Source organism: Mycolicibacter heraklionensis, from assembly GCF_019645815.1.
GTDB classification, from domain to species: Bacteria; Actinomycetota; Actinomycetes; order Mycobacteriales; family Mycobacteriaceae; genus Mycobacterium; species Mycobacterium heraklionense.
Map to the genome: position 1 here is coordinate 1813617 of NZ_CP080997.1, position 26637 is coordinate 1840253.

24 protein-coding genes and 1 pseudogene are annotated in these 26637 nt (G+C 68.4%); 18 read left to right on the top strand and 7 right to left on the bottom strand.

Annotated elements, in window-relative coordinates:
- Window positions 1-9: 9 nt before the first annotated feature.
- From K3U94_RS08485 to hisN, 3 genes are all read right to left on the bottom strand, one after another.
- Window positions 10-1554: a xylulokinase gene (locus K3U94_RS08485; RefSeq protein ID WP_047319561.1), complete on the bottom strand. Its 1545-nt coding sequence runs from the start codon at window positions 1552-1554 to the stop codon at window positions 10-12.
- Window positions 1551-2945, bottom strand: a complete 1395-nt coding sequence (locus tag K3U94_RS08490) for a pyridoxal phosphate-dependent decarboxylase family protein (RefSeq protein ID WP_047319560.1) — start codon at window positions 2943-2945, stop codon at window positions 1551-1553. The genes K3U94_RS08485 and K3U94_RS08490 overlap by 4 nt, the downstream gene beginning before the upstream one ends.
- A 366-nt stretch (window positions 2946-3311) precedes the next feature.
- Window positions 3312-4106, bottom strand: a complete 795-nt coding sequence (gene hisN, locus K3U94_RS08495) for a histidinol-phosphatase (protein ID WP_434084919.1) — start codon at window positions 4104-4106, stop codon at window positions 3312-3314.
- A 212-nt stretch (window positions 4107-4318) separates the two neighbouring features.
- Between hisN and K3U94_RS08500 the strand changes: the two genes are divergently transcribed.
- From K3U94_RS08500 to K3U94_RS08530, 7 genes are read left to right on the top strand one after another with little or no spacing between them, the layout of a single operon-like run.
- Window positions 4319-5731, top strand: coding sequence for an ethanolamine ammonia-lyase subunit EutB (locus K3U94_RS08500; protein WP_220696216.1), 1413 nt, complete (start codon window positions 4319-4321; stop codon window positions 5729-5731).
- Window positions 5728-6549, top strand: coding sequence for an ethanolamine ammonia-lyase subunit EutC (gene eutC / locus K3U94_RS08505; RefSeq protein ID WP_220696217.1), 822 nt, complete (start codon window positions 5728-5730; stop codon window positions 6547-6549). The genes K3U94_RS08500 and eutC overlap by 4 nt, the downstream gene beginning before the upstream one ends.
- Before the next feature lie 32 nt (window positions 6550-6581).
- On the top strand, window positions 6582-7499 hold the full coding sequence (locus K3U94_RS08510) for a LysR family transcriptional regulator (RefSeq protein WP_267878361.1): 918 nt from the start codon (window positions 6582-6584) through the stop codon (window positions 7497-7499).
- A gap of 45 nt (window positions 7500-7544) precedes the next feature.
- Window positions 7545-8588, top strand: a complete 1044-nt coding sequence (gene hrcA, locus K3U94_RS08515; protein ID WP_047319556.1) for a heat-inducible transcriptional repressor HrcA — start codon at window positions 7545-7547, stop codon at window positions 8586-8588.
- 33 nt (window positions 8589-8621) lie between these two features.
- Complete coding sequence (gene dnaJ, locus K3U94_RS08520) at window positions 8622-9773, top strand: molecular chaperone DnaJ (RefSeq protein WP_220696219.1); 1152 nt, start codon at window positions 8622-8624, stop codon at window positions 9771-9773.
- Window positions 9774-9780: 7 nt separating this feature from the next.
- The gene (locus K3U94_RS08525; RefSeq protein WP_220696220.1) at window positions 9781-10524 is read left to right on the top strand and encodes a 16S rRNA (uracil(1498)-N(3))-methyltransferase; all 744 of its coding nucleotides are present in this window, start codon (window positions 9781-9783) and stop codon (window positions 10522-10524) included.
- On the top strand, window positions 10517-11197 hold the full coding sequence (locus K3U94_RS08530) for an AraC family transcriptional regulator (RefSeq protein ID WP_220696221.1): 681 nt from the start codon (window positions 10517-10519) through the stop codon (window positions 11195-11197). Before K3U94_RS08525 ends, K3U94_RS08530 begins: the two co-directional genes overlap by 8 nt.
- On the opposite strand, the gene K3U94_RS08535 is transcribed toward K3U94_RS08530, so the two are convergent.
- The gene (locus K3U94_RS08535; RefSeq protein ID WP_220696222.1) at window positions 11198-11845 is read right to left on the bottom strand and encodes a class I SAM-dependent methyltransferase; all 648 of its coding nucleotides are present in this window, start codon (window positions 11843-11845) and stop codon (window positions 11198-11200) included.
- 795 nt (window positions 11846-12640) lie between these two features.
- Between K3U94_RS08535 and K3U94_RS08545 the strand changes: the two are divergent.
- From K3U94_RS08545 to K3U94_RS08580, 8 genes and pseudogenes are all read left to right on the top strand, one after another.
- A pseudogene (locus K3U94_RS08545) lies at window positions 12641-13804 on the top strand (sodium-dependent bicarbonate transport family permease).
- A 157-nt stretch (window positions 13805-13961) separates the two neighbouring features.
- Window positions 13962-15020: a PhoH family protein gene (locus tag K3U94_RS08550; protein ID WP_047319551.1), complete on the top strand. Its 1059-nt coding sequence runs from the start codon at window positions 13962-13964 to the stop codon at window positions 15018-15020.
- The gene (ybeY, locus tag K3U94_RS08555; RefSeq protein WP_085263471.1) at window positions 15017-15553 is read left to right on the top strand and encodes an rRNA maturation RNase YbeY; all 537 of its coding nucleotides are present in this window, start codon (window positions 15017-15019) and stop codon (window positions 15551-15553) included. Before K3U94_RS08550 ends, ybeY begins: the two co-directional genes overlap by 4 nt.
- Entirely contained in the window at window positions 15550-16848 is a 1299-nt protein-coding gene (locus tag K3U94_RS08560; RefSeq protein ID WP_047319549.1) for a hemolysin family protein, read from the top strand. The genes ybeY and K3U94_RS08560 overlap by 4 nt, the downstream gene beginning before the upstream one ends.
- Window positions 16849-16938: 90 nt before the next feature.
- Window positions 16939-17847 carry a GTPase Era gene (gene era, locus K3U94_RS08565; RefSeq protein ID WP_220696224.1) on the top strand — a complete coding sequence of 303 codons (909 nt, stop codon included), beginning with the start codon at window positions 16939-16941 and terminating at the stop codon, window positions 17845-17847.
- A gap of 85 nt (window positions 17848-17932) precedes the next feature.
- A complete protein-coding gene (locus K3U94_RS08570) occupies window positions 17933-18607 on the top strand; it encodes a DUF5642 family protein (RefSeq protein WP_047319547.1) in 675 nt (224 codons plus the stop codon).
- Between the two features lie 3 nt (window positions 18608-18610).
- On the top strand, window positions 18611-19468 hold the full coding sequence (locus tag K3U94_RS08575; RefSeq protein WP_220696225.1) for an SDR family oxidoreductase: 858 nt from the start codon (window positions 18611-18613) through the stop codon (window positions 19466-19468).
- Window positions 19465-20922, top strand: coding sequence for a flavin-containing monooxygenase (locus K3U94_RS08580; protein WP_220696226.1), 1458 nt, complete (start codon window positions 19465-19467; stop codon window positions 20920-20922). Before K3U94_RS08575 ends, K3U94_RS08580 begins: the two co-directional genes overlap by 4 nt.
- 26 nt (window positions 20923-20948) lie before the next feature.
- Here the strand turns inward: K3U94_RS08580 and K3U94_RS08585 are convergent, their stop codons facing one another.
- The 3 genes from K3U94_RS08585 to K3U94_RS08595 form a co-directional block, all read right to left on the bottom strand.
- Entirely contained in the window at window positions 20949-21815 is an 867-nt protein-coding gene (locus tag K3U94_RS08585) for a sulfurtransferase (RefSeq protein ID WP_220696227.1), read from the bottom strand.
- Window positions 21816-21828: 13 nt separating this feature from the next.
- On the bottom strand, window positions 21829-22167 hold the full coding sequence (locus K3U94_RS08590) for a hemophore-related protein (protein WP_047319543.1): 339 nt from the start codon (window positions 22165-22167) through the stop codon (window positions 21829-21831).
- Between the two features lie 122 nt (window positions 22168-22289).
- Window positions 22290-23738 carry an amidase gene (locus K3U94_RS08595; protein ID WP_220696228.1) on the bottom strand — a complete coding sequence of 483 codons (1449 nt, stop codon included), beginning with the start codon at window positions 23736-23738 and terminating at the stop codon, window positions 22290-22292.
- A gap of 74 nt (window positions 23739-23812) precedes the next feature.
- Here K3U94_RS08595 and recO point away from each other — a divergent pair, with 74 nt between their 5' ends.
- From recO to K3U94_RS08610, 3 genes are all read left to right on the top strand, one after another.
- Window positions 23813-24616: a DNA repair protein RecO gene (gene recO / locus K3U94_RS08600; protein WP_047319541.1), complete on the top strand. Its 804-nt coding sequence runs from the start codon at window positions 23813-23815 to the stop codon at window positions 24614-24616.
- Window positions 24617-24728: 112 nt separating this feature from the next.
- A complete protein-coding gene (locus tag K3U94_RS24120) occupies window positions 24729-25271 on the top strand; it encodes a hypothetical protein (protein WP_220696229.1) in 543 nt (180 codons plus the stop codon).
- 134 nt (window positions 25272-25405) lie between these two features.
- Window positions 25406-26626: a class I SAM-dependent methyltransferase gene (locus K3U94_RS08610; RefSeq protein WP_220696230.1), complete on the top strand. Its 1221-nt coding sequence runs from the start codon at window positions 25406-25408 to the stop codon at window positions 26624-26626.
- The last annotated feature ends 11 nt before the right edge of the window (window positions 26627-26637 follow it).

Below are 26637 nucleotides of genomic sequence, written 5' to 3' on the forward strand. Positions count from 1 at the left end.
ACGGGTCGGTCAGCCGTTGAGGCGGCCGAACATGCCTTTCTGCGCCCGGTAGAGCCCGGGGAACTCGGCGAAGAGCCGGTCGTAGACCGCGTGATTGGCGGCCACGGGCTCGAACACGCCGTCGAGCGGGATCAGATCGCGTAGCTCGTCGCGATCCAACTCGCCGATCCCGATCCCGGCGAACAGCGCCGCGCCCCGCAACTGTGCGTTCAACGGGTCGGCCACCCGTTCGCAGGTACGGCCGGTGACATCGGCCATGATCTGGCACCACAGGTCCGAGCGCGCCCCGCCGCCGACGATCCGGATCGGTACGGCGGTGGGGGTGAACCGATTCACGCATTCGAGCAGCCAGCGGCTGTTGTAGGCGACCCCTTCGAGCACCGCGCGCACCAGATCGGCGCGGGTGGTGGCCAGCGACAGGTTGTGGAAACCGCCGCGCGCACGGCGGTCGTCGACGGGGGAGTGCTCGCCTTTGAGCCAGGGCGTGAAGATCAGCCCGTTCGAGCCGGCCGGTGCACCCGCCGCCAGCGCGGTCAGGGCGTCGTAATCGAGATCCTCGAACACGTTGTCGCGCAACCACTGCAGTGCCCGCCCAGCGGTGTCCTGGTTGTTCACCAGCAGGTAGGACGTCGGGTCGAGGCCGGCAACGGTGGCCAGCTGGTGGAACGCATCGGTCTTTTTGAACGCCACGGGGCAGCTGATCCACGACGTGGTGGAGATGGTCAGGTGCAGCTCACCTTGGCGCACCGCACCGGAACCCACCGCCGCGGCGTGCAGGTCCGGGGTGCCGGTGACCACCTGGGCCGTGGGCGATATGCCGAGTTCGGCGGCAACCGACGGCGCCACCGGACCGATGATGGAACCGGTCGGCACCAGCGGCGGCAGCTTCGCCCGGTCGACACCGGACAGCCGCACCAGCACGTCGTCGTAGTCGAGCACGCCCAGGTTGCGGTTGTTGGTGAGCCAGCTGCCCATCATCGAAGCCCGCGATGCCGCCGCCCGTCCGGTGAAACACATGCCGAGGTAGTCGACCGGCTCCAGCAGCCAGCGGGTCGCCGCGAAGACCATCGGGTCGCCGTGCTGCAGGTGCAGCATGTGCCCGACCGGGTCGTCGCCGCTGGGCGAGGGGATGCCGCCGTTGCGGCGAAGCCAACTGAGCAGGACCCGTGGCCGATAGCCGGCCACCCGACCGCCGAATACCTTGCGGCTGTAAGGCGCACCGCGGGTGTCCATCCACATCACGCATGGGCCCGCCGGACGTCCCTCGGCGTCGACCGGGACGGTGCTGGCCCACTGCCCGGTGATCGACACCCCGGCCACCTGCTCGCCGCGCACCCCGCTCTCGGCCAGCCCGCGCTTGGTGGCGTCGCGGATGATCTCCCACCACAGACCGGCGTCCTGGGTGGCGGCCCCGTCCGGCCCATACTCGGTCGAGACCTCGACGAGGTCCGACCACAGCACGGTGCCGTCCAACGACACGAACCCGACTTTCGGGCCGCCGGTGCCGAGGTCGACGGCCAGAACGACGCGATCGATGCGCTCCGCACTGCTCATAGGGGCGGCAGGGACTGCTGGGTGTCGAGGATGTGCTCCATGAACCCTTCGATGAACTGAGCCGCCTCCTCGGTCATCCCGCCGGGGACGCCGCCGTAGACGGCGGCGCTGATCGGCGCCTCACCGGCGGCGGTCTTCTTCTTGGCGTACTCGATCGCGTCGTCGAGGTCGGCGGTGAATGCCTCCACGACACCGGGCTGGGTCTGCGGCCGGGTCACCGCCATGTGGATGGCGTTGGGGTACTGCTGGCCGTTGAACCGCCAGCCCTTGGGCTTCATGGCGTCGGCCACGTGGTAGATGTCGAACTCGTCGGAGCGGAAGGCGAAACAGAATGTGGGCGAGCCGATGATCGTCAGTTCGGGGTGGCTGCGCACCGCGTCCTGCATCGCCGACGCCGTCTCCAAGATCGCCTTGGCGTAGCGCAGGTATCCCTCGCGGCCCAGCTGGACCATCGACGCCCACGCGGCGGCGATCAGCCCGCCTGAGCGGGAGCCTTCGATGCCCGGGGACATGTACTTGCCGCCGGTCCAATCCGGCAGGAAGAAGTACTGCGCGTTGCGGTACGCCTTGTCGCGGAACAACAGTGTCGAAGCGCCCTTGAGCGCGTAGCCGTACTTGTGGTTATCTGCCGAGATGCTGGTGACACCGGGAACACGGAAGTCGAAAAGCGGTATGTCATAACCCAACTCATTCGCGAACGGCAGTACGAAGCCGCCCAGGCAGGCATCGACGTGCAACCCCACCCCGCGCTCCTGAGCCAGCTGTCCCAACTCCGGGATCGGGTCGACGGTGCCGTAGCCGTAATTGCACGCCGAGCCCATGATCGCGATGGTGTTCTCGTCGATGTTGTTCGCCACCCACTCGACATCTACCTGAGCGGTCTGCGGGTCGACGGGCGCCTTGCGCAGCTCGATGCCGAACAGGTGACAGCCCTTGTCGAAGGCCGGGTGGCCGGTTTCGGGCTTGATGAAGTTCGGCCGGGTGATGCCCCGATGCTTGGCGGCGTGCTCCCGGTAGGCCAGCAGTGCATGGATGATGCTGCCGGTGCCACCCGTGGTGACCATTCCGACCGGCTGCCCGTCGGTGATGGCCTCGGCGTGCATCAGGTCCAGCGCCATCGCGATGATTTCGCCCTCGAACTTGGTGGCCGACGGGCAGATGTCGCGCTGCAGCACGTTCACGTGGGCGAACAGTCCAAACGCCTCATCGAGGAAGCGGTAGTGCTCATGGTCGCCGCAGTACATGGTCCCGGACACCTTGCCGGTTTCCCAGGTGGGGTCCTCGGCCTGCGCCATCTCACGCAGCTCCGCAAGCACCTCGTCGCGCGGCCGGCCTTGCTCGGGCAGCGTCCGGTTGACGGTGAAGCGGTCCGTATAGGGGAAATCGGACATGGTGAGAGCAGATCCTCCATCTTGAGACCCCGCCGGGTCGGAACCCCGAGGGATCATCGTGTTGTTGTGCACACGCGCAATAGCAGAGCTAACCATGGCCGACCGACGTGGTGTCACATCACGTCGCGCCCACTCCGTCGGTATCGTGCCGGCTGACCTCCGAGGCCCCGACAGCGGAATGGGTGAATTCACGACCTCCTGCGCGTCCGAATGTCGGCTGCGGGTGGGCAGTAAGAATTGTCACGCTATTGTTCAATGGCCGCGGGCCAAGAATGTCAAATCGCGGATGAGAATTCCAACACCAAAAACCTACGGCATTGACAAATTCTTGTTGTTAATCGGGTGCTCGGGAGTGAATGCGCGGCGCTATGCCACGCCCAGGCTGTCCAACACCGCCGGGTGCAACGCCGTGTTGGTGGCCACCGCGCTGCCGCCGTGCGGGCCGGCAGCGCCGTTGAGGCCCGTGAACGTCCCGCCCGCCTCCCGCACCAGGATGTCGAGCGCGGCCAGATCCCACAGCGACACCGTGGGCTCGGCAACGATGTCGAGTGCGCCCTCGGCGAGCAGGCAATAGGCCCAGAAGTCGCCGTAACTGCGCGTTCGCCACACGGTGTCGGTCAGATCCAGGAAGTGCTGTCGCAGTCCGAGCTGCGCCCACTGCTTGAGTCCCGCGAACGACAGGCTCGCAGAGCCCAGGTCAGCCACCGCCGAGACCGACAGCCGTCGCGGCGCCGCCCCGCCGAACACGGCGAATGCGCCCAGACCATGGGCCGCCCACCACCGTCTGCCCAACGCGGGAGCGCTGATGGCGCCGACGCACGGCACGCCGTCGTCAAGCAGGGCGATCAGGGTGGCCCACACCGGCACCCCGCGCACGAAGTTCTTGGTTCCGTCGATCGGGTCGATGACCCACTGGCGGCCGCTGAAGGTTGCACTGCCGCCGAACTCCTCACCCAGCACGTCGTCATCGGGCCGGTCCCTCGCCAGGGCGTCGCGCAGCGCGACTTCGACCGCGCGATCGGCGTCGGTGACCGGAGTGAGGTCCGGTTTTGTGTCGACCCGCAGGTCCAGTGCCCCGAATCGGTCCATGGTCATGGCGTCGGCGAGGTCCGCCAGACCCAGCGCCAGGGCCAAATCGTCATTGACGGATGCTGCTGCAATTCCCACAAGCCGGAGACAGTACCACCGAGTTGAGGCTTTTCGGTGCCGGCCGGCGAAATAGAAGAATTATGGGATCGCGCCGATGATATGCAAAACTGGTCGCCGCGGGAGCATTTCTTCGCCGCGACTCATATCGGCACCACGACATTTCCTGGTCACTGCTGCGTGCCGCCGTCGACTCGATCAGGGGAATCCAGCTGAGGGGGCCTACGGTGACCGCGTACACGCAGACGCTGGCCGGCACCACCTACCAGTTCGACGGGCTGATCGATCTGCTGGCCAAGGCCACCCCGCGCCGATCCGGTGACGAACTGGCCGGCTGCGCCGCGGCCAGCGACGCCGAGCGAGCCGCCGCGCAGTGGGCGCTCGCCGACGTCGGCTTGGACACCTTCCTGCACGACCTGGTGGTGCCCTACGAGTCCGACGAAGTGACCCGGCTGATCATCGATCGCCATGACCGCGAGAGCTACCGGGCGGTGTCGCATCTGACCGTCGGCGGTCTGCGGGACTGGCTGCTGGAAGTGGCGGCGACGCCGACAGCGGCCGACACCCTGCGCCGAGTCGGGCCCGGACTGACCCCCGAGATGGTCGCCGCGGTCAGCAAACTCATGCGGAACCAGGACCTGATCGCGGTCGCGCGATCGGTCTCGGTCACCAGCGCGTTCCGCACCACGCTGGGCCTGCCGGGCCGGCTGGCCACCCGGCTGCAGCCCAACCATCCGACCGACGACCCGCGGGGTGTCGCCGCGGCCACTCTCGACGGGCTGCTGCACGGATGCGGCGACGCGGTGATCGGCATCAACCCGGCCACCGACTCACCGCAGGCGACCGCCGATCTGCTGTACCTGCTCGACGACATCCGGCTGCGTTACCAGATACCGACGCAGTCCTGCGTGCTCTCGCATGTGACCACGACCATCGAGCTGATCGAGCAGGGCGTCCCGGTCGACCTGGTGTTCCAGTCGATCGCCGGGACCGAGGGGGCCAACCGCAGCTTCGGTGTGAGCCTGGATCTGCTGCGTACCGCCCACGAGGCCGGGCGTTCACTGCAGCGCGGGACCGCCGGGGACAACGTGATGTACTTCGAGACCGGGCAGGGCTCGGCGCTGAGCGCGCACGCGCACCTGGGCAGCGACGGCCGGCCTGTCGATCAGCAGACCCTGGAGGTCCGGGCCTACGCGGTGGCCCGCGAGTTCTCGCCGCTGCTGGTCAACACGGTCGTCGGTTTCATCGGGCCGGAATACCTCTACGACGGCAAGCAGATCGCCCGGGCCGGGCTGGAAGACCACTTCTGCGGCAAGCTGCTCGGCCTGCCGATGGGCGTCGACGTCTGCTACACCAATCACGCCGAAGCCGACCAAGACGACGTGGACACCCTGCTCACGCTGCTCGGTGTCGCCGGCTGCAATTTCGTCATCACCGTCCCGGGAGCCGACGACGTGATGCTGGGCTACCAGAGCATGTCCTTCCACGACGCGCTCTACGCGCGCCGAGTGCTGGGCCTGCGTCCAGCTCCCGAGTTCGAGGCATGGCTACAGGGGATCGGTATCGCCGACGAGTCCGGTCGGGTGCTTCCGAGTGCGGTGGAGCGCTCACCGTTGCGTTCGCTGGCGGCACCGGCATGAGCGCCGTCTGGCAGGACCTGCGCCGCCACACCCAGGCGCGGATCGGGCTCGGCCGCTCCGGCGACGCCCAGCCCACCCGCAGCGTCCTGGAGTTCCGGGCGGCCCATGCCCTGGCTCGCGACGCGGTGCGCCAACCGTTCGACGTCGGCTGCCTGGCGCAGCAGGTGGCCGAAGTGGGGCTCGGTGAACCCGTCGCCGTGACCAGCCGGGCAAGCAGTCGTCAGGAGTATCTACGGCGCCCCGACCTGGGTCGCCTGCCGAACGATCTGAGCGAGATTCCTTGCACTGCGGCCGAGGTGGGTTTCGTGCTGTGCGACGGGCTGTCTCCGAGGGCGCTGACCGAACACGGTGTTGCGTTGCTGCGCGCGCTGGCCGATGTGGTGGGTGCCCACCGAACGATCGCCGCGCCGGTGATCGCGACCGGTGCCCGGGTGGCGCTCGGCGACCACATCGGCCAGGCGATGGGCGTCCAGACCGTTGTGGTGCTGATCGGCGAGCGGCCGGGTCTGTCGGTGGCCAGCAGCCTCGGGCTGTACCTGACGCACCTGCCGCGGCCGGGACGCAGCGACGCCGAACGCAACTGCGTGTCCAACGTGCACCCCCCGGACGGTCTCGGCTACCTCGATGCGGCCCGCGTCATCGACGCCCTGATCACCGGCGCGCGGACACTGGGCCGGTCGGGGGTCGACTTGAAAGCGGTGTCGGTGGGTGCACTGGAGGGGTCGCTTCCACGCGGCGGTCCCAGCTTCGGCTCTCCTTCGTCGAGCCTCGCTGAACCGCCGGGTTCAACCACCCTCGACCAACACGTGGTGTCCTAAGATCGAGCACCATCGACATCAACACGCGAAAGCTGCGCCACTTCGTGGTGGCTGCTGAAGAACTGCACTTCAGTCGGGCAGCGGCGCGCGTGTACCTGGCGCAGCAGGCACTGAGCCGCCAGATCAAAGACCTCGAAGACGAACTCGGCGCCAAGCTGTTCGACCGAACCACCCGCAACGTGACGCTGACGCCCGCCGGCGAAGTCTTCTTGGAGGGAGCGCGCGCGGTCTTGGCCGCGCTGGACAGCGCCGCCGCCGCCGCGGAGCAGGCAGCCCGCGGGGTGGTCGGCACGCTGCGGCTGGGGTACGTACCGGGTGCGGCGCTCGAACTGACGGCGCCGATCATTGCCGAGTTCCGGGAACGTCACCCCGACGTCACCATCGAGATGCGGGAATTCCCGGTCAGCGATCCGTCGGCCGGGTTGGCGTCGCGGGCTGCCGACGTGACCTTCCTGCGGCTGCCCCAGAGCACGCCCAACATCAAGGCCGAGATCTTGGCGGTCGATCCCGTCGTCGCTATGGTGTCGGCCTCGCACCGGCTCGCCGGACGGACGTCGGTGTCGGTGCGAGACCTGCTCGATGACCCGATCACCCAGTCGTCCAGCGTCGACGAAGCCCATCACGCGTTCTGGAGCCTGGCCGCGGCGCGGACCGACGCGACGAAGGTCGACGTGGTGCGCGCCGACTCGATCACCGAGGAAGCACAGGTGGTCGCCGCCGGGGCGGCCATCGCCGTCACCAGCGCGGCAGCCGCGCACTTCATGCCGGCGACCGGCGTCCGGTTCGTGCCGATCGACGACTGGCCCGGCTCGGCGATCGCGGTGGGCTGGACCGACGACGAGCCGTCACCGCTCGTCTCCCGTTTCGTCGAGGTCGCCTGTTTGGTGCGGGATCGGGAGCCGGACATCGTGCACGGCATCGAGCACCGGCTGCTGGCGCCGTCACCGTAAAATCGAGGGCGGCCGTAGCTGTTCGAAGCAGGAGGTGAGCACCCCATGGGCGTGGCTGATGATCGCCGCTTTGAGGTACTGCGGGCCATCGTCGCGGACTTCGTCGCCACCAAGGAGCCGATCGGCTCCAAAGCCCTGGTCGAACGGCACAATCTGGGGGTTTCCCCGGCCACGGTTCGCAACGACATGGCGGTGCTGGAGGCCGAGGGGTACATCGCCCAACCGCACACCAGTTCCGGGCGGGTGCCCACCGAGAAGGGCTACCGAGAGTTCGTCGACCGTATCGACGACGTCAAGCCGCTGTCGGCCGCCGAGCGCCGGGCGATCCTGTCGTTCCTGGACTCCGGTGTCGACCTCGACGACGTGCTCCGCCGCGCGGTGCGCACCCTGGCGCAGCTGACCCGCCAGGTGGCCGTCGTGCAGTACCCGACTCTGTCGGTGTCGACCGTGCGCCGCCTCGAGGTGATCGCGCTCACCCCGGCGCGGTTGCTGCTCGTGGTCATCACCGACTCCGGCCGAGTCGATCAGCGGATCGTCGAACTCGGCGACCCCATCGACGACCACCAGCTCAGTCAGCTGCGGGAGATGCTCGGCGCCGCGCTGGACGGGAAGCGGATCTCGGCGGCGTCCACCGCCGTCGCCGAACTCGCCGGGCACCTGGACGGGCGCAGCGGGCTTGCCCCCGGTCTGGCCAACGCGGTCGGTCGCTCGGCGACCGTGCTGCTGGAATCGCTGGTCGAGCACCGCGAGGAGCGCCTGTTGCTGGGCGGTACGGCCAACCTGACCCGCAACGCCGCCGACTTCGGCAGCTCACTGCGGTCGGTGCTGGAGGTTCTCGAAGAGCAGGTTGTGGTGCTGCGGTTGCTGGCCGTGCAGCAGGAAGCCGGTAAAGTCACGGTGCGCATCGGTCACGAGACCGAGGCTGAGGAGATGGCCGGCGCCTCGGTGGTGTCCACCGCGTACGGGTCGCAGGGCACTGTGTACGGGGGTATGGGGGTGCTGGGTCCCACCCGGATGGACTATCCGGGAACTATCGCCAGTGTCGCTGCGGTTGCTATGTACATCGGTGAAGTGCTCGGGGCTCGCTAACCTCCGGCCGGCAGACGTTGGGAAGGGTCAGGCGTGGCACGCGACTATTACGGCTTGTTGGGCGTCGATAAGGACGCTAGCGACACCGAGCTCAAGCGCGCCTATCGAAAGCTGGCGCGCACCTACCACCCCGACGTCAACCCCGACGAGGCGGCGCAGGCCAAGTTCAAGGAGATCAGCGCCGCCTACGAGGTGCTGTCCGACCCGGAGAAACGCCGGATCGTCGACCTCGGCGGCGACCCGCTGGAGAACGGCGCCGGCAACGGCTTTGGTGGATTCGGCGGCTCCTCGGGCTTTGGCGGCCTCGGGGATGTGTTCGAAGCGTTCTTCGGCGGCGGCGCGGCCTCGCGCGGCCCGATCGGACGGGTGCGGCCGGGGTCGGACTCGCTGCTGCGCCTGCGCCTGGACCTCACCGAGTGCGCTACCGGCGTGACCAAGCGCGTCACCGTCGACACCGCGGTGCTGTGCGATCGCTGCCAGGGCCGCGGGACCAACGGGGATTCGCGCCCCATGACGTGCGACACCTGCCACGGCCGCGGCGAGGTGCAGAGCATGCAGCGCTCGCTGCTGGGCCAGGTCATGACGTCACGGCCGTGTCCGACCTGCCGCGGAGTCGGCGAGGTGATTCCGGATCCGTGCCACCAGTGCGGCGGCGACGGCCGGGTGCGCTCACGTCGCGAGATCAGCGTCAAGATCCCCGCCGGAGTCGGCGACGGCATGCGCGTTCGGCTGGCCGCCCAGGGCGAGGTCGGCCCGGGTGGGGGACCGGCCGGTGACCTCTACGTCGAGGTGCACGAGCAGCCCCACGACATCTTCGCCCGCGACGGTGACGACCTGCACTGCCACATCTCGGTGCCGATGGTCGACGCGGCGCTGGGCACCACCGTGACCGTCGACGCGATCCTCGACGGCGCCACCGAGATCACCATCCCGGCCGGCACCCAGCCGGGGGCGACCATCGTGCTGCGCGGCCACGGCATGCCGCAGGTGCGGACCGGGGCGCGCGGTGACCTGCACGCCCACATCGAGGTGGTGGTCCCCGAGCGCCTCGACAGCCACGACACCGAGCTGCTGCGCCAGTTCAAAGAGCACCGCGACCGCGAGACCGCCGAAGTCCGCTCGGCACACGCGCCGCAGAGCGGCGGGCTGTTCAGCCGACTGCGCGAGACCTTCACCGGGCGCTGAGCCCGCGGTGGCCGGCCTGTTCTACGTCGACGCGCTGCCCGAGGTGGGTGCGCTTGCCGTGGTCGGCGGCGACGCCGGCTTCCACGCGGCGACGGTGCGCCGGATCCGGCCCGGTGAGCAGCTGACGCTCGGTGACGGCGCCGGCGTCGTGGCGCAGTGCCAGGTCGAGGAGGCCGACCGCAGCGGATTGCGGGCCCGGGTGCTCGACCGTAGCCAGGTCGCACCGCCGGCCCCGCCGGTCACCGTGGTGCAGGCGCTGCCCAAATCCGAACGATCCGAGCTGGCGATCGAGCTGGCCACCGAGGCCGGTGCCGACGCCTTCGTGGCCTGGCAGGCCGACCGGTGCGTGGCCCGCTGGGACGGCCCGCGAGCCGACAAGGGAGTACGACGCTGGCAGGCGGTCGCCCGGGCGGCCGCCGGGCAATCCCGCCGCGCCCACATTCCGCCGGTGGCTGGCGTGCTGGCGACTTCGGAACTGGTGTCGTGGGTCGGCGAACAGGTCACCGGCGGCACGACGGTGCTGGTATTGCACGACGCGGCGGCAGCCGGGTTGCCCGACGTGTCCGCGGCACCGGCACTGGCCCTGGTGGTCGGGCCCGAAGGCGGTATCACCGAGGCGGAGCTGACGGCGCTGACCGGCGCCGGCGCCGTCGCCGCCCGGCTCGGACCGACCGTGCTGCGCACCTCCACCGCGGCGGCGGTCGCGCTGGGTGCGCTCGGGGTGCTGACCCCGCGCTGGGGGATTGACTAACCCCGCGGGAGCGGTGCCGTCGCTGAGCATCAGCGACGGCTACGCGGTGTATCGGGGTCCGGTGGGTGGCGGCGGCCCGATCCACCGCCACGGCGCCTTCCAGATCGTCGTCGCCGGGCGAGGCGAAGTGGCGATGGTGGACCCGGCCGGAACGCGTCATCAGGCTGCCGCAGTGGTCGTCTCACCGATGGCGCCGCACCGCATCCTGGCCATCCGCGACCTGATCACCTATTTCATCGAGCCGCACTGCCTGTTCGCCGACCAGCTGCGGCAACGCTATGACGCCGGGATCGCCGCCGCCCCCGAGCTGGGCGAGCTGCGCGAGCCCGATGTCGCCGCCGCCTGCCGGGGCCAGTCGCAGGAGCTGGATCCGCGTCTGGTGACGGCGCTGGCCATGCTCGCCGACAGCAACATCGCGATGCCGAGCCTGGCCGCCGAGATCGGCCTGTCGCCGCAGCGCCTGCGCGCGCTGGCGCGCCGGGAACTGGGGATGCCGCTCACCCGCTGGCGGGTCTGGTCACGGCTGCGTCGGGCCGTCGAAGCCCTGCAGTCGGGGATGCCGCTGGCCGAAGCCGCGACCGCCGCGGGCTTCGCCGATCAGGCCCACTTCACCCGACAGATGCGGGAGATGATGGGCCTGACCCCGTCGGTGGTGCTGCAGGCTCTGGCGTGATCACCGTTTGCGGGCCGTATAGATCGAGATCGTCCCGTTGATGGTGGCCACCACGTCGGCTTCGCGAACACCCACGAAGCCGGCGGCCGAAATCAGCTCCGGGAGAACACCATCGGCGTTGGGTTGGGTGTCGGTCTTGCCGTCGGCGAACTGAACAAACCGAAACGCCAGGCGCATCAACACTGTCCGCTGGAGCCCGAAGTCGGCGATCACCAGCCGCCCGCCTGGCCGCAACACCGCGAACATCGACGCCAGGATCGCACGCTTGACGTCCATCGGACATTGGTGCAGCACCAGGCTGGATGTCACGCCGTCCATCGACTCCGCGCCCACCGATGCCACCAGGTCGTCGCCCATCCCGGTCAGCCAGCGAACCCGGCCGTCGGCATCCTTCTCGCGTGCCACCGCCAAGATCTCCGGATCGGGGTCCAGGCCGACGATCTTCGCCTGCGGCTCCACCCGAGCGGCCAGCAGCGCCAAGGAACCGGTGCCGCAACCCACGTCCAGGATCGCGTCGCCGGGACGCGGCGCCAGGTGCATGACGGTCAGGCTCCGCCACAGCCGCTCTCGCGTCAGCGCCACCACGTAGTCGAAGAACCGGGCCGGCGCCAAGCGGCCCAGGGCAGGGGTGAAGATGTCCTCGCTCATACCCGCCACTTTCGCCCGCGCGGCACCATCACGTCTTGAACAAACCGCTCGCCGCATGCCGTACCAGCCGCGCAGTCTGTACTGCGAGTCGTCAGTGAGTTGGCTGTGGCCTGGTGACAAATATTGTGTACTATCACTTAATTAAGATGACTGTTGCAGTGAGTAATTGGCGGTCGCGGGCCGATGTGGCACGCGACCGGCTGACACTCGCATCAGGTCGCACTCGCCGATCTGAAATGAGCGGTGGTCGCGCCCCCGGTCAAGAGCGCATCCTTGCTCTCGCCATCGCCGGCGGAGATGACATCGACCGCTTCTGCCGGCGGCATCGTCAGTGGCGCTACCGCGGATCCTAGGGCCTCCGATATCTTCCTTCTCTTTGCAAGTGGCGCGAAAAGCGCTGCCGGTCAGACATTTTGGGTAAAGTACTGACCCAGGACCTTTAAGGTTGCTGTCTCACAACAGACTTCGGTATCAGTAGTAGATTTCTCGCCTCTGTTGACGTAGCGGGAATCTTCAGACGCAACGCCTGTCTGGATTTTGAATCCGACGCAGGGTCTAACCGTCGACGCGCCCGATCTTGTGCAGGAGCCCTCGAGGGACACCGCTGATGCGCCGCCCGAGGCCATGCAGCACTGGGATGTCGACCAGGCCGGGCTGGACGAACTGCTCGACGAATTGTCCAGGAAGCCCGGCGTTCACGCCGTGCATCTGAAGGGCGCCAAAAGAGCTGTAACGCCACGGAACTGATACCTGCGCTTCATCGTCGGTGACGCTGAACCCGAAAGAGAGACAAAAATGCTCCTCGAATTCTGGCAGAACTTCACGCACAACCTGTTCAAGCCGCTCTTGTTGTTCTTCTACTTCGGATTCCTGCTCGCGTTGATGAAGGTTCCGTTCGAGTTCCCCACCGCGGTTTATCAGGGCCTGACGATGTATCTGTTGTTGGCCATCGGTTGGCACGGGGGTGAAGAACTGGCGGAAATCGATCTCGCCCGGGTCGGCGGCATCCTCGGGTTTGTGGCCACCGGCTTCGTCTCGAACTTCCTGATCGGGACGCTCGCCTACTACCTGCTCAAACATCTCACCAAAATGCGAGAAGTCGATCGTGCGACGGTCGCTGGATACTACGCATCGGACTCGGCAGGCACATTCGCAACCTGCCTGGGTGTCCTGGCCACCGCCGGAATTGCGTACGACGCCTATATGCCCGTCATGTTGGCGGTCATGGAGATCCCCGGGTGTTTGGTGGCCCTCCTGTTGGTCGCCCGGTTACGCCATAAGGGGATGGATGCCGACGGATACATGCCCAAAGAGGCCGGTTACACGGTGCCGGCCGGTGCAGTCCACGCGGTCGTGAGTGCGGCGAGCCCCACCGGCCTTGCGATCGACATGAGGTCCGAGAGCCACGCGGAGGTCGATACCTCCACACATGGTCGCCTGCTCAATCAGGAACTCCTGCGGGAAGTCTTCCTCAACCCGGGGATCTGTCTGCTGCTCGGCGGTATCTCGATCGGGTTCCTCAGCGGCCTGCAAGGGTCCTAGGTCACCTCAGTCGAGGACCCGATTTTCATCACGGCATTCCAGGGGGCACTGTGTCTCTTCCTGCTGGAGATGGGTCTGACCGCAGCCCGCAAACTGCAAGATCTGAAGTCAGCCGGCCGTGGCTTCATCCTGTTCGGGCTGCTCGTTCCGAACTTGTTCGCCACGATCGGCATACTCGTTGTCCGCGGCTACTCGCTGCTGACCGGAGTGCAGTTCGAACTGGGAAGCTACGTCCTGTTCGCGGTGCTGAGCGGCGCGGCTTCCTATATCGCCGTTCCGGCCATCCAGCGACTGGCGATTCCAGAAGCCAGTCCCAGTCTGCCGTTGGCCGCGTCGCTGGGTCTGACGTTCTCCTACAACGTCACCATCGGGATTCCGCTCTACATCGAGATTTCCCATCTTGTCTCGTCGCTGTAAGAGGGGAGGACGCCATGTACCGTTTTTAAGTACTGATTCTGGGACCACTGGGCGAAGTGAACCGCTGGGGCCAGACGGTGCCCGACGGTAGACTCGCAGCAGCCGTCTGACCCGCGGATACCCCGCGAAAATCAAGAAAGCAGGTATCGGAAACCCCGTGACGCCCCGCGATACCCCCGCTGCCGGGCCGGCCTCGCAGGTTCGCAGCAGCGTCGATATTCCACCCGACCTGGTCGTGGGCCTGCTGGGTTCCGCAGATGAGAACCTGCGCGCCATCGAACGCCTGCTGACCGCCGACCTGCACGTGCGCGGCAATGCCGTCACCATCTCCGGAGCACCGGCCGACGTCGCCCTGGCTGAGCGGGTGCTCTCCGAGCTGGTCGCGATCGCGGGCCGCGGCCAGCCGCTGACTCCCGAAACGGTGCGCCACAGCGTCGGCATGCTGGTGGGCACCGGCACGGACAGTGCATCGCCTGCCGAAGTCCTGAGCCTCGACATCCTGTCGCGGCGCGGCAAGACCATCCGGCCCAAGACGCTCAACCAGAAGCGCTACGTCGACGCCATCGACGCGCACACCATCGTCTTCGGCATCGGCCCGGCCGGCACCGGCAAGACCTACCTGGCGATGGCCAAGGCGGTCAAAGCGCTGCAGACCAAACAGGTCACTCGCATCATCCTGACCCGTCCGGCGGTGGAAGCCGGTGAGCGGCTGGGGTTTCTGCCCGGCACCTTGAGCGAGAAGATCGACCCGTATCTGCGCCCGCTCTACGACGCGCTGCACGACATGATGGACCCGGAGCTGATTCCCAAGCTGATGAGTTCCGGGGTGATCGAGGTGGCGCCGCTGGCGTACATGCGCGGACGGACGCTCAATGACGCGTTCATCATTCTCGACGAGGCGCAGAACACCACCGCCGAACAGATGAAGATGTTCCTCACCCGGCTGGGCTTCGGCTCCAAGATCGTGGTCACCGGCGACGTCACCCAGATTGATCTGGCCGGCGGGGCGAGATCCGGGCTGCGGGCCGCCGTGGACATCCTCGACGACATCGACGACATCTACGTCGCCGAACTCACCAGCGTCGACGTCGTCCGCCACCGGCTGGTGTCGGAGATCGTCGACGCCTACTCACGCCACGAATCCGAACAGGTCCAGCCGGGACTGGCCATGAACCGGGCGTCGCGGCGCGCCTCGCAAGGCAGGTCGCGCCGATGAGCATTGAGGTCTCCAACGAATCCGGCCTCGACGTCTCCGAGGTTGAGCTGGTCAGCGTCGCCAAGTTCGTGCTGGCCAAGATGGACGTCAATCCCGGTGCCGAGCTGTCGATGGTGCTGCTGGACACCGCCGCGATGGCTGACCTGCACATGCGCTGGATGGACCTGCCCGGGCCCACCGACGTCATGAGCTTCCCGATGGACGAACTGGAGCCGGGCGGCCGGCCGGACGCTCCCGAGCCCGGCCCGTCGATGCTCGGCGATATCGCACTGTGCCCGGAGTTCGCCGCCGAACAGGCCGCGGCGGCCGGCCATTCGCTGGGCCAGGAGCTGGCTCTGCTCACCGTGCATGGCGTGCTGCACCTGCTCGGTTACGACCACGCCGAGCCGGACGAAGAAAAAGAGATGTTCGCGTTGCAGCGCCGTCTGCTCGAGGAGTGGGTCGCCGACCAGGTCGAGACCTACCGGGCCGAGACCCAGAGCGAGAAGGACCGCCGGCTGCTGGACAAGTCCAGGTACTTCGACGAACCGTGACCGGAACACCGCTGCTACTCGGCGTGATCGCGCTGATCGGTCTGGGCGGGTTGTTCGCGGCAATCGACGCCGCGGTCAGCACCGTCTCGCCGGCGCGGGTCGAGGAACTGGTGCGGGCGAAGCGGCCCGGCGCGGTCTGGCTGGTCAAGCTGATGGCCGAACGCCCCCGCTACATCAACCTGGTGGTGCTGTTGCGCATCACCTGCGAGGTCACCGCGACTGCGCTGCTGGTGCACCTGCTCAGCGCTGTACTCGGCCTGGACTGGGGGCTGTTGGCCGCCGCCGCGGCCATGGTGGTGGTCAGCTTCGTGGTGATCGGGGTGGGGCCGCGGACCCTGGGCCGGCAGAACGCCTACTCGATCGCACTGGCCGCGGCGCTTCCGTTGCAGGTCCTGTCGGTGTTGCTCGCCCCGATCAGCCGCGTGCTGGTGGTGCTGGGTAACGCGCTGACTCCGGGGCGGGGATTCCGCAACGGGCCGTTCGCCTCCGAAATCGAGCTGCGCGAAGTGGTCGACATGGCACAGCAGCGCGGGGTGGTGGCGGCCGACGAGCGCCGGATGATCCAGTCGGTCTTCGAACTCGCCGACACCCCGGCCCGTGAGGTGATGGTGCCGCGCACCGAGATGGTGTGGATCGAACATGACAAATCCGCCGGACAGGCCACGTCATTGGCGGTGCGCAGTGGGCATTCCCGGATCCCGGTGATCGGCGAGAACGTCGATGACATCCTCGGCGTGGTCTACCTGAAAGACCTTGTCCAACAAACCTATTACTCGGTCAACGGGGGGCGGGACACCACGGTGGCGCAGGTGATGCGCCCGGCGGTCTTCATGCCCGACTCCAAGGCGCTCAACGCGCTGCTGGAAGACATGCAGCGCAGTCGCTATCACATGGCGCTACTGGTGGACGAGTACGGCGCGATCGCCGGACTGGTCACCATCGAGGACGTGTTGGAGGAGATCGTCGGTGAGATCGCCGATGAGTATGACCAAGGCGAAGTCGCCCCGGTGGAAAAGTTGGACGGCAACAGATTTCGGGTCTCGGCGCGGCTGCCGATCGAAGACGTCGGGGAACTCTACGGGGTGCAGTTCGACTCCGGTTTCGACGTCGACACGGTCGGCGGGCTGCTCGCGCTGGAGCTGGGCCGCGTTCCGCTGCCCGGCGCCGAGGTAGTGTCACACGGCCTGCGTCTGCGGGCGGAGGGCAGCCGCGACAGCCGCGGGCGGGTGCGGATCAGCACAGTTCTGGTCAGCCCGGTCGAACCCGCCGGTGAGGAGGCCGCAGTTGAACAGTGACGCACTCGCGGTGCGCGCGTCGAACGTGCACGCATTGCGACCATGCACCCGAAATCTCGCGCTGAGAACACGTTCGGCGAAAGGCGGCTCGTGACTGGATCGGATTCCGGGTTCCATTCCGGCTTCGTATGTTTCGTCGGACGGCCCAACACCGGCAAGTCGACACTCACCAACGCCCTGGTCGGTGCGAAGGTGGCCATCACCTCGAACCGCCCGCAGACCACCCGGCACACCATCCGCGGCATCGTGCACCGAGACGACTTCCAGATCATCCTGGTTGACACCCCCGGTCTGCACCGTCCCCGCACGCTGCTGGGCAAGCGGCTGAACGAGTTGGTCAAAGACACCTATTCGCAGGTCGACGTCATCGGTCTGTGCATTCCCGCCGACGAGCCGATCGGCCCGGGGGACCGCTGGATCATCGAGCAGATCCGCGCGGTCGCACCCAGAACCAAACTGGTCGTCGTTGTCACCAAAATCGACAAGGGCACCCGCGATCACGTCGCCGCGCAACTGGTCGCGGTCGGTGAGCTGGCGCCGGAAGCCGAGATCGTTCCGGTGTCGGCGGTCAGCGGCGAGCAAGTCGATGTGCTGATCGACGTGCTGGCCGCGGCGCTGCCCGTCGGTCCCGCCTTCTACCCGGACGGTGAACTGACCGACGAGCCCGAAGAGACCCTGATGGCCGAGTTCATCCGGGAAGCCGCCCTGGAGGGCGTGCGCGACGAACTGCCGCATTCGCTGGCGGTGGTGATCGAGGAAGTGCGCCCACGCGACGACCGGGAGGACCTGATCGACGTGTACGCGATCCTCTACGTCGAACGCGACAGCCAGAAGGGAATCGTGATCGGCCGCGGCGGCGCCCGGCTGCGCGAGGTGGGTACGGCCGCGCGCACGCAGATCGAGAAACTGTTGGGTACCAAGGTGTTTCTCGACCTGCGGGTCAAGGTGGCCAAGAACTGGCAGCGCGACCCCAAGCAGCTCGGGCGGTTGGGCTTCTAGGACGGGGTCAGGCCGGCGCGTATCGCGCCCGAACGCCGACGGCCACCGCCCGCGGCCGGCGAAACGATATTGGTAGATTCCAGGGATGCCCGTACGCAAGTCGTTGCTTGTCTCCTCGGTTGGCCTCATCGTGTGTGCGCAAGCACTGGCCGGTTGCGGGGGGAGCCAAAAGCCGGTCGATACCACCAAGCTCTTCAACGTTCAGTCGACGTTCGGCTCGGACTTCAAGACCCAGACCAAGGGTCCCAACGACATCGATCCGAAGATCCTCGGGCCGCAGAAGATGCCGCCGGGAGTGACGTTCGACCCCTCCGACTGCGCTGACTTCGCTGCCAACACCGGCCGGCCGCCGAAGGGCATCCGGGGCAAGATGTCGATGGTCTCCATCCTCGGCAACGGCAACCAGCTGGTCGCGATCGCTATGCAGGCCGACCAGGACCTGCCGTACGACGCCGCGGACGCCGAGAAGTGCAAGCACGTCTCGTTCAACGCCGGAAAGCTCACCGGCTACCTCGACGAGGTGGACGCCCCGCAGATCGACCACGCCAAGACCGTGGGTTCGCACTCGGAGATCGAGATCACCGGCAAGGACGGCCAGCAGCAGTCTCGCGAGTCCTACACCTTCACCGCCTACCTGGGCAGCGCGCTGGTGCAGGTCACGGCCAACCCGCAGCCGGTCCGCGGCCAGCCGCCGACGATGGTCGACGCCGACCGGGCGCGCCAGTTGCTGGTCGACGCGGTGTCGGCGCTGCGCGACTAGCCCATGCCGAAGAAGCAGTCGGTCGGCGACGCCCGAGTGCTGATCACCGGCGGCGCCCGCGGGATCGGCGCGGCCACCGCGAAGCTGCTCGCCGCCCGCGGCGCCCGAGTGTGGATCGGCGACGTCGACGAGGACACCTGCCTGCAGACGGCCGCCGAACTCGGCGTCTGCGGCGGTTGGCTCGACGTGACCAACCCGGCGTCCTGGCGGGACATGCTGGCGCGGATTGAGGCGTCTGAGGGCCCACTGGACGTCCTGGTCAACAACGCCGGGGTCATGCCGCTCGGCGCCTTCGAAGCCGAGACGGAGCAGGTCAGGGATCTGATCCTGGACGTCAATGTCCGCGGCGTGCTCAACGGTATGCAGGCGGTGCTGCCCGGTATGGCCCGGCGGGGCCGCGGCCACGTCGTCAACGTCGCCTCGATGGCCGGCATGATTCCGGTGCCCGGCATGCTCACCTACAACGCGAGCAAATTCGCGGCCCTGGGGGCGTCGCTGTCCGCGCGGCGTGAGTACGCCGGCACCGGTGTCGCGGTCTCGGCGGTGCTGCCTTCGGCGGTGCGGACCGAACTGACCTCCGGCGCCCCGCTGGGCGGCGGCATGCCCACGGTCGATCCGGAGGATGTGGCGGCGGCGATCTTGGCGGTGTTGCGATCACGTGCCGCTCGCCGGTCGGTGCCCCGTTGGGTGGCTCCGGCGTGGTCGACGACCGCGTTCGTGCCCGAGTGGCTGCAGAGTCTGGCTCGGCGGCTGCTCGATGATCGGCGGGCGCTCACCTCCATTGACACCGCGGCGCGCAGTGCCTACATCGAGCGGGTGGACCGGCAGGCCCGCGCTCATCATGGCGAGTCGGCCTCGTGACCGAGCGCGAGCCCCGCGTCATCATCATCGGGGCGGGCGTTGCGGGTATCACCACCGCGCACGTTCTGCGTGAGCAGGGTTTCACCGACATCACCGTCCTGGAGAAGGGCTCCGACGTGGGCGGGGTCTGGTACTGGAACCACTATCCGGGACTGCGATGCGACGTGCCCTCGCAGATCTACCAGTTCGGGTTCGCTCCGAAACCCGACTGGCAGCATGCCTGGGCCACCGGCACCGCCATCCAGCGGTATCACCGCGACGTCGTCGACGAGCTCGGGCTGGCGGAGCTGATCAGGCTCGACACCGAGGTGACCGACGCGCAATGGGATGAGCGCCGGCACTGGGTTGTCACCACCGCCGCCGGTGAAGAGTTGGTCGCCGACTTCCTGGTCTGCGCGACCGGCGTGCTGCACCACCCGTTTGTCCCCGAGATCCCCGGGCTCGCGGACTTCGCGGGCCCGGTGGTGCACACCGCCCGGTGGGACGACGGGCTTGAGACCGGCGGGAAACGGATCGCGGTGATCGGCACCGGTTCCACCGGCGTGCAGGTGGTCTCGGCCCTGCAGCCCGACGCCGCGTCGATCGACCATTATGTGCGTTCGGCGCAATGGATCCTGTGGGCGCCCACGTCGCTTCGACAGCTGCCGGGCGTCGCCGGGGTGCTGGCGCGGCTCCCGAAGCTGCATCGTGCGCTCTACCGGCTGATGGCGTTCGGCGGCTCTGCGCTGCTGACCGATGTCACCACCCGCCCGACGTGGCGGCGCCGGGTGGTGCAGGAGTACGCCCGAGCATGTCTGCGAATCCAGGTGCGCGACAAAGACTTACGGGACAAACTCCACCCCGACTATCAGCCGTTGTGCAAGCGCCAGGTGATATCGGGGACCTACTACCGGGCCATCGGCGCCGATAACGCCGACCTGGTCACCGACGCCATCGCCGAAGTCACCCCGAACGGCATCCGCACCGCCGACGGCACCCACCGGGACACCGACGTCATCGTGCTGGCGACCGGCTTCCACGCCCACAACTACATGCGTCCCATGCGGTTGCATGGGCGGGACGGGGTCAGCATCGATGACGCCTGGGCCAAGGGCCCGCGCGCCTACCGGATGACTGCGATTCCCGGCTTCCCGAACCTGTTCACCGTGTTGGGCCCCAATTCGCCCACCGGATCGATCTCCCTGCAGTACACCTCGGAGCTGACCGCGCGCTACATCGCCCAGTGGTTGGCGAAGTTCCGGGCCGGCGAGCTGACCACTGTCGAGGTCACCGACCAGGCCACCACCCGGTTCAACGACGACGTCGCCACCGCAATGGGCCCGACGGTGTGGAACACCGGCTGCAACTCCTGGTACCTCACCGAGGGCGGCGCCGTTGACCTGTGGCCGTTCGACCGCGCGACGATGAAAGCGATGCTGGGCAGCCCCGATCCGGCGGCCTTCCACCTCAGTTGACCCAGCCACCTCGGCTGAGGTGGCCGTCAGTCCTCGCCGCGTGCCACCGGCCGGGACGGATCCGCACTCCACTGCGACCACGACCCCGGGAACATGGCCGCGGAGCGGCCGGCGGCGGCCAGCGCCGCCACGATCACCGTGGCGCTGATCCCCGAACCGCAGTAGGTCCCCACCGTGTCGTCGGCGCCGACACCGCGGTCGGCCAGCAGTCCGGCGATCGCGTCGTCGGGCAGGAAGGTTCCGTCGGCGGCCAGCAGGGCGGTGAACGGCAGGTTCTTCGCGCCCGGAATGTGACCGGCGGCCGCATCGATCGGCTCCACCTCGGCACGGAACCGCTCCGGGGCGCGGGCGTCGAGCAGTGCCACCGAGCCGGTGCGGGCGGCTTCGCCCGTCTCGTCGGCGGTCAGCGTCGGCCGCAGGCCCTCATAGAGGTCCTCGGGCAGCAGGGTGACGTTGCCCGGTTCGGGGGAGACCTCGCCGGTCTGCAACTCGCCGCCGGCTGCCGTCCACGCCGACAGGCCGCCGTCGAGAATGCGCACATCGGCCACCCCGGAGGTGGTCAGCAACCACCACAGTCGCCCGGATGCGGCCCGGTTCCAGTCGTCGTAGACCACCACCGGCTGGTTGCGCCGCACCCCCCATCGGCGGGCGGCGGCCTCCAGATTGCGTCCGGTCGGCAGCGGGTGCCGACCACGGTCGGGCACGGTGTGGTCGGACAACTCGTCTTCGAGTGAGACGTACACCGCACCCGGAAGGTGGCCGTGAAGATATGCCTGATGCCCGTCCGGTGCCTCCAGGCTCCAGCGGACGTCGAGGACGGTCACCGGATCACCGGCCCGCAGGAGCTCGGTGAGCTCCGCGGCGGTGATCAGGACCTTGTTGCGCGGGCCCACCGCGGGGATCCGCTCAGTAGTTGTTGCAGGAGCCGGCGACCGAGGTGATGGTGTCCATGTACTGCTGGGCCGCCGGCATGGTCCGGAGCTGAGCGGCCTGTTCCTGGCGCTGAGCGGGGGTGGAGCTCAAAAAGCTCTGCAGGATGCTGCCGACCATCGGATTTGCGTTGAGCTTGGCTGCGGCAGCGGGGTTCTCCGCGTTCAGTGCCGCGGTCACCTGCGAGTACGTGCAGGTGGTGTTGATTACCGAGTCGAGGTCGGGGGCCGCGGCGGCGAAACCGGCTCCGGCGGAGAGCGCTACAGCCGCGCTGCCAGCTGCGACAGCGAATCTGGTCAACGACAGAGAGGCCATTTTGTGGACGCCTTTCACCAGTGCACCTTTTCGGGGATGCGGAGACCTACTTGAAGACGGGCCAAGCTTAGCGGACCTCCGCTTAACCCGCTGAAGTCGCAGCTAGCGGCGTTCTGGGCGGCTCACGAGCCGTGGCCGGGCTCGGTACGCCACCACGGCGTGGGTTGCCGGGCCGCCCAGCCGTTGATGCCCTCCAGCTCAGCGGCCAGCGACACCAATAAGCCGTCGCTGTTGGCCGGCCCCATCAACTGCACGCCGATCGGCAGCCCTTCGGAGGTGAACCCGGCCGGCACGTTGATCGACGGCCAACCCAGCAGGTTCCACGGCCAGGTCACCGGGCAGGCCGCGATCATGGTGCGGTCGGTCTCCCAGCTGCCCAGGTCGTCGAACGTGTGCACCAGTGGTGGCGGCTGGGCGGTGGTGGGCGCCAGCACCACGTCGACGATGCGGAAGATCGAGCCCACCCGGCGCTGATCCCGGGTCTCGTGAGCGCGGGCCTTGCGCAGCACGGCCTGCGACAGCAGCCGGCCGGTGCGCATGTTGGCCAATGTCCGCGGGTCGAGGTTGACGGCGCCACCGAGGCCGTTGGCGGCGGTCAACACTCCGGCGGTGGACCGGGACAGGAAATTCCACGACAGTCGCAGCCCGTAGTCGGGGTTCCCGGGAACCACGGTGTGCCCGAGCAGGCGCAGCTGCTCGGCGGTGCGTTCCAGCGCCGCCCTGATCTCCGGATCCAGCCGAGCCGGGAACCCGGTGTAGGGGAACCGCGTCGACAGCGCGATACGCAGTTGCCCCGGAGCGGTCCGCACATAGTCCGAGACCGCCAGCGGCGGCGGTTTGTGCAGGTCTCCGTCGGCGTTGCCGGAGACCGCGTCCAGCACCAGCGCCGCGTCCTCGACGGTGCGAGCCAGCACCCCGTTGACGGTGAGCCCGTTGAACGCCTCCGGCAGCGGCCAGGTGGAGATGCGGCCGCGCTGCGGCTTGATGCCGACCAGGTGCGTCCACGCGGCGGGGATGCGCACGCTGCCGGCTCCGTCGGATCCGATTGCCGCGGCGACCAGGCCCGCGGCCACCGCGGCGGCGCTGCCCCCCGACGACCCACCGGGGGTGTGCCGGCGAGACCAGGGATTGCGGGTGTGGCCGAACCCGGGGCCGCTGGTGAAAGGCCACTGGCCCAACTCGCAGGTGTTGGTCTTGCCGACGATCACCGCGCCGGCGGCCCGCAGGCGGCGCACCACCTCCGCGTCGTGGCCGGCGGGCTCGACGTACCCGGAGGTGCCGAACGAGGTGGCCACACCCGCGATATCGGTGTCGTCTTTGACCGCGATCGGGATGCCCAGCAGCGGGGCGCGGTGGCCCGCGGCCCGACGCCGGTCGGCTTCGGCGGCGCTGACCAGCGCCGACTCGGTGAACACCACCCGGAAGGCGTTCAGGGTGGACTGGCTGGCGTCGATGGCGTGCAGCGCCCGGCGCACCAGGTCGACAGAGGTCGCCTCGCCGCTGGCCAGCTGGTAGAGCTGCTCGGTGAGGGTGGGGAAGCGGGTGCCGGACGCCGCGGGCGGGTGGGTCATCGGTGATGAGAGTATCGGCGTGCCACGCCGGTGGGTGTCCTCGAAACACCCCCTCGCGATGCGAAACTGGTCCGATGCGGCTGTACCGGGACCGGGCGGTGGTGCTGCGCCAGCACAAGCTCGGCGAAGCCGACCGGATCGTCACTTTGCTCACCCGCGACCACGGGCTGGTCCGCGCGGTGGCCAAGGGGGTGCGTCGTACCCGCAGCAAGTTCGGCGCCCGGCTGGAGCCGTTCGCCCACATCGACGTGCAGCTGCACCCCGGCCGCAACCTCGACATCGTCACCCAGGTGGTGTCGGTGGACGCGTTCGCCACCGACATCGTCAGCGACTACGGCCGCTACACCTGCGCCTGCGTGATCTTGGAGACCGCGGAACGCCTGGCCGGTGCCGAGCGGGCCCCGGCGACGGCGTTGCACCGGCTCACCGTCGGTGCGCTGCGCGCGGTGGCCGACGGCCGGCGCTCCCGTGAGCTGGTGCTGGACGCCTATCTGCTGCGTGCCATGTCGGTGGCCGGGTGGGCGCCGGCACTGACCGAGTGCGCCCGTTGCGCCACCCCCGGTCCGCACCGGGCATTTCACGTCGCGGCCGGTGGCAGCGTCTGCGGGCACTGCCGCCCGGCTGGTTCGACCACCCCGCCGATGGGTGTGCTGGATCTGATGTCGGCGTTGCACGACGGCGACTGGGAGGTCGCCGAGCTTTCCACGGCGGCGCATCGCAGCCATGCCAGCGGATTGGTGGCCGCGCATCTGCAGTGGCACCTGGAGCGCCGGCTGCGGACGTTGCCGTTGGTGGAGCGGGTTCAGCATCGGCCGGCCGGGCACGACGTCGAGGCTGAAGTTGAGGTTCAGCCCCAGGCCACCGGCAGCGACGGCTGATCGCACCGGGCGCCGACCTGGGGATTGTGTCCGTTTCGGTGGACTATGCGGGTGTCAGCGGTACGCTGATGCGACTTCACGATCCCTAGGTTTAATCAGGAAGGCAGGCCGAATGTTTCACGACACCGGGTGGGGGCGCTGGGCGCACAGGACGACACCGGGCTACGGAGCCGGTATCGGTGCGGCGGCCGGGGCGCTACTCGTCGTGGGAATGATCCCGGCCGTGGCTTCCTGCGCGCGGGCCGCCGAACCCGGCCCGGCTGCCGGGATCACGGCGCCGTTGCCGTCGAACGGCCCCGGTGCTGATGGTGCCGATGGCGCTGACGGCGCCAACGGAGCTGATGGCGCTCCCGGGGCTGACGGTGCCCCCGGCGCCGGTGGCCTGGGCGGCCAGGGCGGTAAGGGCGGCCAGGGCGGTAAAGGTGGTCAGGGCGGCAAGGGTGGTGCCGGTGGCCAAGGCGGTAAGGGCGGCGCAGGCGGCCGGGGCGGTGACGGCGGCCACGGCGGTGCGGGCGGTGCCGGTGGTGCCGGTGGTGCTGCGGGGCCGGGCGGCCAGCCCGGCGAGGGCGGTGCCGGCGGTCTGGGCGGCGCTCCCGGACCGGGCGGAACCCCGGGCCAGCCCGGACAGCCGGGTCAGCCCGGGCGTGCCGGCTGACTCAGCCGCAACCGATCGTTCCGGTGCGTCGGGCTCTCCACTCGGAGTCTGCTCCCGGCGCGCCGGCACAAACAGCCCCCGCTAAAGTCTGATCCGATCCGGCGGGGGGCAATTCGACAAGGAGCCACAAAGAAGTGACCGAGAATCCACGTGCAGACGTCGTCTCCCGGCAGTACGAGCGGTGGACCTACCCGCCGCCCATCCACGACCTGCAGGCATGGTCGGCCGGAAACTGGGAGTGGTTCGACCCGAGCCACGCGCACCGGGTGCTGTGGCCGGATCGTGAGTACCGCCCCGACCTCGACATCCTGATCGCCGGCTGCGGCACCAACCAGGCGGCGGTCTTCGCCTACAACAACCCTCAGGCCCGGGTGGTGGCCGTCGACATCAGCGCGTCGTCGTTGGGGCACCAGCAGTACCTCAAGGACAAGCACGGCTTGTGGAACCTGGAGCTGCACCAGCTGCCGATCGAGGAGCTGGCCACGCTCGGCCGGGACTTCGACCTGGCGATCTCGACGGGCGTGCTGCACCACATGGCCGACCCGAAGGTGGGCATGAAGGCGATCGCAGAACGGCTGCGGCCCGACGGCGTCGCCGGCATCATGCTCTACGCGCGCTACGGCCGGATCGGCATCGAGATTCTGGAGTCGGTCTTCCAGGACCTGGGGTTGGAGCAGAACGACGAGTCGATCCAGACCGTCCGCCAGGCCATCCGCCTGCTGTCGCAGGACCACCCGGTCCAGCCGTACCTGAAGATCGCCGGCGACCTGGCCTCGGACTCGGGCCTGGTGGACACGTTCCTGCACGGCCGGGCGAAGAGCTACGACGTCGACGGCTGCATCGATCTGGTCCAGTCGGCCGGGTTGGACTTCCAGGGCTGGCTGCTCAAGGCGCCGTACTACGCCCACGATGTGGCGGTGCCGTCCGCCGGCTTCTACGACAAGGTGAACGCCTTGCCGGAGGAGAAGATCTGGTCGGTGATGGAGCGCATCCACACCCTCAACGCGCGGCACTTCTTCATCGCCACTCGCCCCGAGCGGGCCAAGAGCAGCTACACGATCGACTTCTCGACGCCGGAGAGCCTCGACTACGTGCCGCTGTTCCGCTGGAAGTGCGGCTTGAACGGCAACGAGATCTTCCGCTCGGGCTGGCGTATGCCGCTCAACCCGGCTCAGCTGCCGTTCGTCCAGAGCATCGACGGTCGTCGCAGCATTCGTCAGATCGCCGCGGACCTGGCGCAGGCCGGCGGCCCGTCGCGCGGGAGCGCTGCGGACCTGGAGAAGTTCGGCCGCAAGCTGTTCCAGTCGCTGTGGCGTCTGGACTTCGTCGCGATGGATCTGAGTGCCGGTTCCTGATCGTCGGTATG